Here is a 12,739-nt window from a genome sequence, read left to right as displayed (position 1 = left end):
TTTTATTTGGATTTTCCTTTCTTGTGAAAAGGCATTAATAATTTCTCTTTAATTTTTTTCAATTGCGTGAAGTCGGCAATATTCTTTAAAAAGATCCACTTTTCATCCGACTCGGGTTTTGGACTTGCCTGATTCGGATCGTAAATCATACCGGTACACAAGCAAATCTTACGTTCTGTTCTTGTTAGAATATCGTAGTTGACGCATGATTGACATCCCTTCCAAAAATTATCATCAACCGGCAATTCCGAAAAGGTGGTCGGCTCATAGCCCAAATCCGAGTTGATCTTCATCACCGCCAAAGAAGTCGTGATCCCAATAATCTTAGCATCGGGAAAACGTGTCCGTGACAATTCAAATGCCTTGGATTTTACAGCTTTGGCTACTCCATATTGTCGGTGGCTCGGTTTAACGATCAAACCCGAGTTGGCCACAAACTTCCCGTGCTGCCATGTTTCAATGTAACAGAAACCCACAAATTCACCTGTCACATCGTCTGTGGCGATGATGGCTTTGCCTTCCGACATCTTTTCTTGGAGGTATTCGGGGGTACGTTTCGCAATCCCGGTTCCGCGTGCTTTGGCAGATTCTGCCATCTCATCGCAAATGGATTTCGCTAGGTCAAAATGGGCTTGACTAGCGATTTGAACAGTATATGAATTCATGAATGGAATCAAGTATAAATGAAACAAATAGGTAAATCAATCTTGCAGGGGACTATACCCTGAAGATGAATCTTCGTCGTCGTAGCGAGGAGATTACGTACCCAATTGAATTATTTATCTTCATGTTCTTGATAAACCGCGCGATTAAACGCTAATTTTGTCTAGATATAGGGGGCAAATTTCAGTAATTCAGCGGGGAAATCCCAATATTCACCCGATTATTTCATGGAAAATGATAATTCTTTAACAGCGGAAGCCTTAATCTATGCCTACACTTCCGGCGTTTTTCCCATGGCCGAGCGGGATGGTACGATTTATTGGTACCGCCCGGATCCCCGTGCCATCATTCCCATTGATACCTACAAACCCGCTAAATCCTTAAAGCCTATTTTGAATCGTGATCAATTTGAGATTCGGATTGATACGCAATTCGAGGCTGTCATGCGTGCCTGTGCTGCTCCTCGGGCGTATGAGAAAGAAACATGGATCTCCGAAGAAATCATTCAGGCTTATGTCGAATTATTCAACATGGGTTTCGCGCATTCGGTGGAAGCTTATGAGGATGGGAAATTGGTGGGAGGTTTGTATGGTGTTCACATTGGGTCGGCTTTCTTTGGGGAATCTATGTTTATGTTGGTCTCCAATGCGTCGAAAGTCGCTTTTCATTACCTAATCGAAATTCTTCGGGCCAACGAGTTTAATTTGTTGGATACCCAGTTTATGAACGACAATGTTCAGCGCTATGGCGCAATTGAGATCAAGCGAGCGGAATATGAAAGACGCTTATCCCGGGCGTTATTGCGGGCCAGCGAATTTAAATTGACGGTCAAATAGCCTAAATTTCAACAGAAAGGCCTAAATTGGGTAAATTTTCAGATTATGTCGAAGCCGATTCTCGTAATTAAGTTTGGTTCCTCTTCCATCACCCATGCGAATGGGGAGGTGAATGAGCAGACGCTCGAGAAGATTGCGGCGCAGGTAGCTAGTCTCCAACATGATTATTCGATCGTCTTGGTTTCCAGTGGGGCAGTTGCCGCTGGAAAGGCAACCCTAAAACATTACAAGGGCAGTTTGTCGGAACGCAAAGCCGCCGCTGCCGTGGGGAATCCTTTATTGATCGCCAAATACAACCACTACTTTCAAAAGTACGGCATCTCGATCGCTCAAAGTCTTTGCGAACGCCATCACTTTTCGAAACGGGAGTCATTTTTGCAATTAAAGGAAACCTATCAAGAACTTTGGCGCAATGACATTATTCCTATCGCGAATGAAAATGACGTGGTAAGTAATGTGGAATTGAAGTTTTCGGATAATGATGAATTAGCCACATTAATTGCGACGGGATTTGGGGCAGCGAAATTACTTATCTCGACATCCGTTGGGGGATTATTGGATGCCGAAGGTCAAATCATTCGACATGTGGCAGAAATCGATTCCTCGATTTTGGGTGTGGTAAGCACGGACACATCGAGTACCGGTTTGGGTGGTATGATATCTAAGTTGACCTTCACGCGTTTGGCGACTCGTATGGGGATCAAGGTGGTTATTTTTGGTCTGGATCAGTCGAATGGAATCGTAGATGCCTTGCATGAAAATATTGGTACAGTTTTTGAGGCGCAGGCGGCCACACTTTCTGCCCGACAAAAATGGTTGGCCTCCGGAAGTGTCATTACGGGTCGTATCGTTTTAGATAAGGGAGCCGTGAAGGCCATTCAAAATCGTAAGAGCTTATTGTCGGTCGGTGTCCTGGAATACATCGGCGAATTCGAAAAAGGGGAGGTCGTAGAAATCCTTGACCCAACGAAAAATTCGGTAGCGATTGCACGCACACGTTATTCGAAATCTGATCTTATTGCGTCTGTGGAGAGCAGAGAGGTGGCGAATGCGGATGATATTGTTGTCTATTAGACATTAGACTTTAGACGTTAGACTTTGGAACTTATCTTGTAGAGACGCGATACTTCGCGTCTATTAGTCGATAGTTTTTGGACGTAGACTTCAGAAACTTATCGCTCATATATCAACAAATTGATAAATTGGGAATAATCTCAACTTTTATATTCATATTTATTTGAATTCGCTCTTTCTTTGATCATGAAGGAAAAAGAAAGGAAAGTTGAGGATCTGCTGGTTTGGCAGCAAGCCATTTTGGTGGCGAAATCGATTTATCGCAGTTTTGCTGATTTAGCTGATTTTGGTTTTCGTAACCAAATTCAACGCGCATCAATTTCTATTTCCAATAATATTGCTGAAGGATTCTATCGAAAATCAGATCGGGAATTTAAGCGTTTTCTTATGATTGCGTTGGGCTCTCTTGGCGAGCTTAAATCGATGCTAGTTATATCTCTCAACTTAAACTACATTCGCAAGGAGAAACAAATTGAATTAATGAGTCAACTGAATCAAATTGGTAAAATGATTAACTCATTAATCAATTACCTGATAATTGCTATTGAGCGCAATAAATGAAAAAGACGCGAATTTCATCGCGTCCTTACTTACTTTCACCAACGTCCAACATCTAACGTCCAACATCTAACGTCTAACGTCTAACGTCTAACGTCTAACCTACCACAACCGCTCTCCCGCTTTCCACATCCGCCTCCACGGCCTTGTATTTAACGTTTTCCTTGATGCTTCCATCTTGGTATTGAACGGTTACGCGTTGGTTACGGTCGGCGATTTTAATCGCTTGGCGAGGTGCTACGCGTTCCGCTTGGCCTGCAGATGGGTCGTGATAACCGGGTTCCTCTTGAGCTCCGGCCAAACCTCCCAATAAGGAAGATAAAGCCTCATCCTTGCTCATTTGCAATTTAGGAGCTTTTTCTTTCGGGGCTTTAGGTGCCATTTGGTTGGTCGATTGAGCTGCTGGGATTTCTGCTTTAATCACAAAGCTGATGGTATCCGAGTTGACACGCGCTACAAAGCGTTGGAATAAATTCACCGCCTCAAATTTGTAAATCAATAGGGGATCCTTCTGCTCAAATACCGCATTTTGTACGGATTGTTTCAAGTCATCCATCTCGCGTAAATGCTCCTTCCATTCTTGGTCGATCAGCGTCAAGGTGATGAATTTCTCCATCTCGGAAATCACTTCTTTCCCTTGAGTAGAAATGGTCTTAACTGCATCTACCACAACTCCCGTCACCATGTGACCGTTTGAGATAGGAACCTGTATGCCTGAGAATCCTTGACGCTTTGCTTCCTCCGCGACTTGAATCACTTGCTGGGCAATGATTTCATTCTTCGACTTGTAATGCATTTCTGCCGCCAAGAACAATTGCTCCGTGCGCTTGTCTACCGGAAGACGATTAAATTCTTCGGCGGTGAATGGTGGTTCCATGCCCAACAATTCAATGACCTTTAATTCAAGTTCCTCGTAATTCGAATAGCTTGTCGTGATGTCTTGGCAAACATCGAATAGAATATTGATAATGTCGAGAGATAAACGCTCACCCAATAAGGCATTTTGACGACGCTTGTAAATCGCATTACGCTGGTAGTTCATCACGTCATCGTATTCCAATAAACGCTTACGTATACCAAAGTTGTTTTCCTCTACCTTCTTTTGCGCGCGCTCAATCGAGTTAGTAATCATCGAGTGCTGAATCACTTCGCCCTCTTCCATACCCAAACGATCCATCACCTTCGCAATACGATCCGAACCGAATAAACGCATCAAGTTATCTTCCAAGGATACGAAGAATTGAGATGATCCCACATCTCCCTGCCGACCGGCACGACCACGTAACTGGCGATCGACCCGACGGGACTCATGGCGCTCCGTACCGATAATCGCTAAACCACCTGCGGCTTTCGACTCAGGGCTCAACTTAATGTCGGTACCACGTCCAGCCATGTTGGTGGCAATGGTTACCTTGCCCGACTGTCCTGCTTCCGCAACAATTTCCGCCTCACGTGCGTGCTGCTTCGCGTTCAAAACATTGTGTTGAATCTTACGGATATTGAGCAATCGGCTTAATAATTCCGAATTTTCTACGGAAGTTGTTCCGACAAGCACCGGACGGCCTGCGGCAACTAATTCCTGAATTTCTTCCGCAACGGCATTGTATTTCTCACGAACAGTGCGGTATACCTTGTCCTCCTGATCTTTACGTTGGATCGGACGGTTTGTTGGAATCGAAACCACATCCAATTTGTAAATCGTCCAGAATTCACCCGCCTCTGTTTCGGCTGTACCCGTCATACCACCCAATTTGTGGTACATACGGAAGTAATTCTGCAAAGTAATTGTGGCATAAGTCTGCGATGCATCTTCTACATTCACCCCTTCTTTTGCCTCGATTGCTTGGTGTAAACCATCGGAATAACGACGGCCTTCCATCACACGACCGGTTTGCTCGTCGACAATCTTCACTTTGCCCTCCACCAAGATGTATTCGGTATCTTTTTCGAAGAGGGTATAGGCCTTTAGTAATTGGTTAACCGTATGGATACGAGATGCTTTCTCGTTGTATTCCGTAATTAATTGTTCCTTTTGAGACAATCGCTCCGCATCACTTAATTCCTTGTTTTGCTCAATTTTGTTCAAATCAATCGACAAGTGAGGTAATACGAAGAAGTCTGGATTTTCGGTGTTTCCACTCATAAATGCCAAACCTTTTTCTGTCAATTCCACTTGATTATTCTTCTCCTCAATCGTGAACAAGAGTGGCTCATCCGCTTGCGGCATCAATTTTTGGTTTTCAGCCAAGTAGATGGATTCCGTCTCGTGCATGAGTTGTTTCATGCCGTTTTCCGACAAGAATTTAATTAATGGCTTGGATTTTGGTAAACCACGATAGGCACGGAATAAGGCAAGCCCGCCTTCCTTTTTGTTGCCCGCCGCAATTTCTTTTTTGGCTTCTACCAAGAAGTTTTGAACGATTTGTTTTTGGGCTTCCACCAGTTTATTCACACGCGGTTGGAAAGCTTCAAATTCCTGCTCATCTCCTTTCGGAATAGGTCCTGAAATGATCAATGGGGTACGTGCATCATCGATTAACACGGAGTCCACCTCATCGACCATTGCGAAATGATGTGGTCGCTGAACCTGATCTTCCAAGCTGCGCGCCATGTTGTCACGCAAATAATCGAAACCAAACTCATTGTTCGTTCCGTAAGTAATATCCGCTAAATAAGCCTGACGACGCTCTTCGGTATTGGGTTCGTGCTTGTCGATGCAATCCACCTTCAAACCATGGAATTCAAACAGGGGTGCATTCCACTCCGAGTCACGTTTCGCCAAGTAATCATTCACGGTAACCAAGTGAACTCCACGTCCGGCCAAGGCATTCAGGTAAGTTGGCAAGGTTGAAACCAAGGTTTTTCCTTCCCCTGTACCCATTTCGGAAATCTTTCCTTGGTGTAAAACGATACCACCGATCAACTGGACATCGTAGTGAATCATGTCCCAAGTGATTTGGTTTCCGGCGGCAAGCCATTGGTTATGCCAAATGGCTTTATCCCCTTCGATGACCACATTCGCTTTCTTGGCTGCGATGAATTTATCTTCAACAGTCGCTGTAACGACTAATTTTTTGTTCTCTGTAAAACGACGAGCCGTTTCTTTCACAACCGCAAAAGCCTCGGGCAGTAAGTCCATTAATACGACTTCCAATTGCTTGTTGCGCTCTTCGTTTAATTTATCAATTTGCGAAAAATAGGTTTCCTTTTCATCAACGTCCTCCGTCGCATTACCTTGTTCACGCAAGGAGCTGATTTGCGTATCGATATCCGCTAGAAAATCTTGGATGCGTTGTTTGAATTCGTACGATTTTGCGCGCAAAGCATCGTCCGAAAGCTCATGCAAACGTGCATACTCCTCTTTGATCTTCTCCACGATCGGCATGATTGCCTTGATGTCACGTTCTGACTTCGTACCAAATATTTTTGTAACGGTTTTGCTTAGTATTGAAAACATGGTAAAATAGGGCCTACCTAGGCTTGGTGTTAATTTAATTGGCAATTTACCAATTTGAATTTTTATCCTTGCTATGTTCGAAGAATTAATCCAAAATTTTTACGGATTTCGGTATGAATTCATTTGTTTTGTAGCTCAATCAAGATTTGCTATGGCTGATTATCCAACACCTCCTCGTCGCGCTCCGCGCAAGAAACTCAAAATGCCTCTCTTTGGAGGGATGTTAGGGGAAGGTACGGGCCAAGGGGGAACGAAAAATTTCTCCACTTACCTTTTTGTTCTCGTGGGGCTGGGAATGTTGGGTCAGGCTATTTTACCCCAACTTTGGGCGGAGAAAGTTTATGATTCGGAATCCGAGGTTCGTGAAATGGAAATTGATGGTGCGATCCGGAAAAAATATTTTGACGCGAGTGACCGTGCTGAGATTCATTACATTTTAGTGGTGAAAGAAAAAGGAGGGAAGCGTAAGAAAATAGACCTCTATCAGGCGGATTCTACTTTTTTCGAGCAAATAGCTGTTCCTCAGCGACTTAAAAAAGAGTCGGGTAGTCTGAAAGTTCGAGTAACCCGTTTCAGCAAACCGGATACGACGCTCGAAATAAGATTTAAGAAATAATAATTATCAGTTTTTTGATAATCCATATTTAGCCCCTATCTTGGGTTTGATTTACAGTTCTATCATGCCCACACTTACCCTCCCGAATGCTAAACACTTACTAGCTCGTACGCTATTTGGCTACTCCAAAGAGCAACTGCAGCAAGCCATGGGTTATGGATCTTTGGAAGATTTAATCGACAAGGCTTTGTTGGCCGATGTTACATTACCAGCTCCTCCAAATACCTGGGTAACTACCTTACCTGCGCAAGCCCAGCAAGATTCGGGAGATGCGGGAAGATGGTACCGGGAATTAAATTATTGGTGGAACAATCGCATGTTCGCTCAGGGTATTAATTTACAAGAAAAGATGGTCTTGTTTTGGCATAATCATTTTGCCTGTGAACGAGACAAAGTCAATTACCCGCAACACATGTATCAGCAAAATCAATTGTTTCGAAAATTTGCCTTTGGCAATTTCAAACAAATGGTCAAAGAAGTCAGTGTTGATCCGACTATGTTGATTTATTTGGACGGAAATAACAGTCGGGGAACAGGACCGAACGAAAATTACGCGCGCGAATTATTTGAATTATTTGCCTTAGGGATCGGTAATTATACCGAAAATGATATCAAACAAGCCGCGAAGGTCTTATCAGGTTGGCAAGTGAAAGGCTTAACATCCGTATTTGATCCGACGCGCTGGCACAAGGATGCGTCCGTAACGGTTTTTGGAAAAACGGCGCAATTCAATGTCAATACCTTGGTCGACTGGGTGTTTGAGCAAAAAGCCAGTGCCGAATTTATTTGTCGGAAAATTTACAAGAACTTCATTTACTACAAGGCCGACGAGGCTTTTGTGGCGCAGATGGCTACGGTTCTGCGATCGAATAATTATGAAATGAAGCCCTTGCTTCGATTTATGTTTCTTTCGGATCATTTTTATCAAACTAATTTTCAGGGGAGTCGGATCAAAGATCCGCAGGAATTGATGATTGGATCATTGAAGGCCTTGCAGGTAAAAGTACCTGATATGGTGAATGTGTATGAGTTATCAAAAATCCTTCAAATGCAATTGTTCCAACCGCCTAATGTGGCGGGTTGGCCGGGGCAACGGGATTGGATTAGTTCGACAACCTATTCGTACCGAGGTGGATTTACCGATTCGCTCTTGACAGGTAAACGTTTTAATGGGGTTGCTGTAACGGGGAAATTAGATGTATTAGCTTATGCGCGTAGTTTTTCTTCCAGTGAGCAAGCTGGGAAATTTGTGAATGATGTGATTGATTCCTTGATTTTGTTTCCGATATCGGACACCAAAAGACAATTCATGTTGGATACACTTTTGGATGGTACGATTGCGGCCAATTGGTCGACTTATACCCCGCAAGCGGATGCTCGTATTATCCGTTTATTGAAAGCGATTATGCGATTACCTGAATATCAACTGATCTAGGCCATGAAAAAACACATCAATCGGAAATCGTTTTTACAGCAAATGGCTGTCTTGAGTGGGGGGCTTAGCTTTGGTTTGGGAAGTGTTACGGGTAAGGCCTTTGGTCAAATTCCTGCTGCATATGCAGCTCAAGCTCAACCCGGGAAGGTTTTGGTCATCATTCAGCTTTCGGGCGGGAATGATGGATTAAATACGGTGATTCCTGCAGAGGATGACTTGTATTTTTCAGCTCGCCCAGCGATTGCCATTAAAAAGGAAAATGCATTGGCTTTGGATCAAGGCATGTATTTACACCCTTCAGCAGTTGGCTTAAAGAAACTATATGATAAAGGACAAGTTAGTATTGCGCAAAACATCGGTTATCCAAGTCCGAATCGTTCCCACTTTCGGGCGACAGATATTTGGAATACAGGTTCGGATGCTTCAACCGTATTAGAAGAAGGTTGGGCTGGCCGTTTTTTAAAAACGCGCTATCCGAATTTCCCCATTGCCTTGGCGCAACACCCAATGGCAGTACAATTAGGTTCTGTGGAATCGCTGCTTTTTCAATCCGACCAAGGTGGATTTAGTACGGTGTTTGAGGATCCCAATTTATTTTATCAGTTGGTCAATGGAACTACCTCCGACAAAGATATTCCTCCGGCAACATTAGCCGGTGATGAGTTAGGCTTTTTGAAACAGATTGCCGCGGCTTCCTTACAATATGCGGGTGTGATTCAAAGCGGTGCTAATAAGGGAAAGAATACGGTGACTTATCCGTCGACAAATTTGGGTCGACAATTTGGAATCGTGTCAAAATTGATATCAGGAGGCTTAGAGACCCCGGTTTATTTATTGAATATTGGCGGTTTTGATACACATGCCAATCAGTTGACGCAGCATGCGAATTTGTGGAAAACGATTTCGGATGCGGTCACCTCCTTCCAATTGGACATGGATAATCAGAATTTGTCGGATTATGTAAGCATCATGACCTATTCGGAATTCGGTCGGCGAGTAAATCAAAATGGTACTGCAGGGACGGATCATGGGACAGCAGCTCCGATGTTTTTCATAGGCAAAACAGTTCGAGGCGGTTTAATCGGTCCCAATCCGAATTTGAAGGCTTTGGACAGCAATGGAGATTTGAAATTTACTTACGATTATCGTCAGGTTTATAGTACAGTATTGCGCGATCATTTGGGATTAGACAATGTGCGAACCCAACAAATCTTTAAGACAACTTTTGAGCGTTTGCCGATCTACCGTAACTCGCCTGAGGCGCTTCCGGAGGCTATTGTGATGGAATTAATTGCCCCTTGGCCGAATCCAACGAGTGGCATTACCATGTTGCAGTATGGTATATTTGAAGAGGCGACAATTCAATTGGCATTGTATGATTTACAGGGTCAGCAATTGAAATTAATCGATGCAGGAGTACGAAAAGTGGGTTCTTATCAAGCCAACATCGATGTGACAGGTTTTGCTGCAGGTCATTATTTATTGAGTTTGACTTCTAGCAAAGGAAAGCGCGTGACACGTCAATTGGTGATTCAGTAGATTAATTGTTATCTTCGAAACTTGAATTGTATACAACATTCGAAGCGTATTTTCGTTGTTGCTAAAAAGCTAGAGTTTATTCTATGTTTCGACCGCTCGTAGTATTAGTCATTTTAATTGGTTTGGGTCTTCCGGATTCCCATGCTCAGATGTGGTTTTTAGGCCAAAAAGGTAAAAAGAAATCACCTTTCCCAGTCTTTAAAAAGCATAGTTCGATTTCATTTGGAGCAGGCTCTTCGCATTACATTGGGGATTTATTGCCCGTGGGGGGTCTGCCAGCTGTCGGTGCTCAATCCATCCGTTGGAATGTTGGAGCCAATATAACCCGACACTTATCTCCGAATTTCTCCGCCAGCCTTGGCTTGAATTACATCCGCATTGCGGGGGACGATAATTATTTTCCTGCCGTGGGTTCATGGGATGCTAATTCCTTTCGAAACCTTCATTTTCGCAATGATATTAAAGAAATGTCATTGGTTGGCATTTATGAAATCGGCGGAAATCCTGAAAATAATCTCAAACGAAATGTTGTATCTCCCTATGTATATTTAGGTGTAAGTGGAATATTGCATTCCCCAGATGCGAGAGAAGTAGCTCAGATAGATGCTTCCGGAAATCCGATTCAAGGATCTTGGCTTTCCGACAAGGGGGAAAGTTTACAAAATTATTTGAATGAGGGTGTCGAATATTCACTTTTTGGTGTATCTATTCCGTTTGGAGTTGGTGTGCGCTATAAGTTGAACAATAATTTAGATTTAGGTTTCGATTTCGGCTATCGGGTTGCCTTGACGGATTATTTGGATGATGTCAGTGATATTCGAAATAGTATTCTGCCAGGATCATTTCCTGGGGCCCGCATGTTGTATACGAAACGAGAGGGGGAACCTTTTGCTGCAAATACCTTAGCTAATCGAATTCCACTTCCTGCTACCGTAAATGTCCCTAAAATTTCGACGGGACCGGATCAATATTTCACGACGCAGATACGGATTATCTATCATTTGCGTAACAAGGTAGATTGCCCTCCATTGCCGAATTAATGAGAAAATTAATTGTTTTCTTGGGTTTATTGTTGCTTGTATTCTCGGTACAAGCACAGCGTTGGTCTATGTCGGCAGGCGCTGGAGGAACAATTTACAAGGGAGATTTGTCGGACTGGCATTTATTACCTGCTTTTTCTCAGTGGAAGACGACAAATACGGCGATTAATTTTCAATTGAGGTATCAGCCCAAACAGGCTTTTGCGTACCGAGCGAAGCTAACATTTACGGGGATTGATGGGGATGGAGCAAATGATCCCAAACCTACAGTCTCTTATTCAACAAAATCATTTTCGAGTCCATTGATTGAATTGGCGGGTTTGGTTGATTACAATTTCAAGGACTATCAGGCCAATCGAAATATTCGGAATTGGACACCCTTTGTTTATGGTGGTTTAGGTTTTTTATTTGTGAGTCCCGAGAGTCCCATGGGGCCGAATGCGGTGCCAAATCCCCAAACATTTTTTACTTGGGCCATTCCCTTTGGGGTGGGGGTAAAAGCGGCTTTGAGCGATCGATTGGGCTTGCAGTGGGAATTTGGTACGAGTAAATCCTTGACGAATATTTTGGATGGAATGCCTGCGTGGGGCGATCAGCCAAAGACAATAACCTTGAATAAAACCGATCAATATCTTCACAGCTCCGTGTCGATAACGTATTCGCTCATTTCTGTTTATTGTCCTAGGGATTAATGTTTTGTTTAAGGGACAGGATTAGCTATCTTTGTCTCTTGTATTTTGTAATAATTAGCTGTGAGCCAAAATCTGAAAGACGCTATTGATCTAAACAATCTGCCTGAGCACATTGCCGTTATCATGGATGGTAATGGACGTTGGGCGAAACAGCAAGGTTTTAAGGATCGTATTTTTGGTCATCGGCATGCCATTGCTGCGGTTCGAGAGACGATTGAAGCCTGTGGAGAATTAGGTGTTCAATATTTGACTTTGTATGCTTTTTCAACGGAGAATTGGAATCGTCCACCGGCGGAAGTAAAGGCCTTGATGAGTTTATTAGTCAGTGCAATTCATGATGAACTGCCTAGAATGATGAAGAATCAGATTCGTTTAAAAGCGATTGGAGATTTGGAGTCATTGCCGAAGAGCTCTCAAAAAGAATTAGATGCTGCCATGGAAATGACGGCCCAGAACAAAGGTCTGACCTTGGTTTTGGCTTTGTCTTATTCGGGAAAATGGGATTTGACGCAGGCTACGCAACAAATTGCGCGTAAGGTAGCCGCAGGGGATGTGGCACTGGAAGCTGTGAATTCGGATTTGATCAATGCCCATTTATCAACGGCGGGGATGCCGGATCCGGATTTGATGATACGAACCGGTGGTGATCATCGAATTAGTAATTTTATGCTATGGCAATTAGCCTATGCAGAGTTGTATATTTTTGAAGAGTTATATTGGCCAGATTTTAGAAAAGTTAATTTGCATCAAGCAATCATTGATTTTCAGATGCGCGAGCGTCGGTTTGGTAAAACGAGTGAACAAGTTAAACGTGAGGGCTAGACCCTGG

Annotated in this window: 11 protein-coding genes; 9 read left to right on the top strand and 2 right to left on the bottom strand. The window is 43.4% G+C overall.

Annotated elements, in window-relative coordinates; translation table 11 throughout:
* Nucleotides 1-2 precede the first annotated feature (2 nt).
* Nucleotides 3-665 carry a GNAT family N-acetyltransferase gene (locus ACMH5P_RS04390; protein WP_459493105.1) on the bottom strand — a complete coding sequence of 221 codons (663 nt, stop codon included), beginning with the start codon at nt 663-665 and terminating at the stop codon, nt 3-5.
* 225 nt (nt 666-890) lie between these two features.
* On the opposite strand from ACMH5P_RS04390, the gene aat reads away from it, so the two are divergent.
* The 3 genes from aat (at nt 891) to ACMH5P_RS04375 (ending at nt 3,134) form a co-directional block, all read left to right on the top strand.
* Complete coding sequence (gene aat / locus ACMH5P_RS04385) at nt 891-1,499, top strand: leucyl/phenylalanyl-tRNA--protein transferase (protein ID WP_459493104.1); 609 nt, start codon at nt 891-893, stop codon at nt 1,497-1,499.
* A gap of 45 nt (nt 1,500-1,544) precedes the next feature.
* A complete protein-coding gene (proB, locus tag ACMH5P_RS04380; RefSeq protein WP_459493103.1) occupies nt 1,545-2,573 on the top strand; it encodes a glutamate 5-kinase in 1,029 nt (342 codons plus the stop codon).
* 186 nt (nt 2,574-2,759) lie between these two features.
* Nucleotides 2,760-3,134, top strand: a complete 375-nt coding sequence (locus ACMH5P_RS04375) for a four helix bundle protein (RefSeq protein ID WP_459493102.1) — start codon at nt 2,760-2,762, stop codon at nt 3,132-3,134.
* Between the two features lie 94 nt (nt 3,135-3,228).
* On the opposite strand, the gene secA is transcribed toward ACMH5P_RS04375, so the two are convergent.
* On the bottom strand, nt 3,229-6,588 hold the full coding sequence (gene secA, locus ACMH5P_RS04370; protein ID WP_459493101.1) for a preprotein translocase subunit SecA: 3,360 nt from the start codon (nt 6,586-6,588) through the stop codon (nt 3,229-3,231).
* A gap of 151 nt (nt 6,589-6,739) precedes the next feature.
* Between secA and ACMH5P_RS04365 the strand changes: the two genes are divergently transcribed.
* The 6 genes from ACMH5P_RS04365 (at nt 6,740) to ACMH5P_RS04340 (ending at nt 12,732) form a co-directional block, all read left to right on the top strand.
* Entirely contained in the window at nt 6,740-7,204 is a 465-nt protein-coding gene (locus tag ACMH5P_RS04365) for a hypothetical protein (RefSeq protein ID WP_459493100.1), read from the top strand.
* Nucleotides 7,205-7,268: 64 nt separating this feature from the next.
* Nucleotides 7,269-8,639, top strand: a complete 1,371-nt coding sequence (locus ACMH5P_RS04360) for a DUF1800 domain-containing protein (protein WP_459493099.1) — start codon at nt 7,269-7,271, stop codon at nt 8,637-8,639.
* A 3-nt stretch (nt 8,640-8,642) separates the two neighbouring features.
* A complete protein-coding gene (locus ACMH5P_RS04355) occupies nt 8,643-10,178 on the top strand; it encodes a DUF1501 domain-containing protein (RefSeq protein WP_459493098.1) in 1,536 nt (511 codons plus the stop codon).
* 83 nt (nt 10,179-10,261) lie between these two features.
* Nucleotides 10,262-11,218: a hypothetical protein gene (locus tag ACMH5P_RS04350; protein ID WP_459493097.1), complete on the top strand. Its 957-nt coding sequence runs from the start codon at nt 10,262-10,264 to the stop codon at nt 11,216-11,218.
* The gene (locus ACMH5P_RS04345; RefSeq protein ID WP_459493096.1) at nt 11,218-11,910 is read left to right on the top strand and encodes a DUF6089 family protein; all 693 of its coding nucleotides are present in this window, start codon (nt 11,218-11,220) and stop codon (nt 11,908-11,910) included. Before ACMH5P_RS04350 ends, ACMH5P_RS04345 begins: the two co-directional genes overlap by 1 nt.
* 72 nt (nt 11,911-11,982) lie before the next feature.
* Nucleotides 11,983-12,732: an isoprenyl transferase gene (locus ACMH5P_RS04340; protein WP_459493617.1), complete on the top strand. Its 750-nt coding sequence runs from the start codon at nt 11,983-11,985 to the stop codon at nt 12,730-12,732.
* The last annotated feature ends 7 nt before the right edge of the window (nt 12,733-12,739 follow it).

Source organism: Aquirufa sp. 5-AUSEE-100C1, assembly GCF_054558655.1.
Note: the sequence above shows the minus strand (reverse complement) of the source record. Positions and strands in the feature narration are given on the sequence as shown.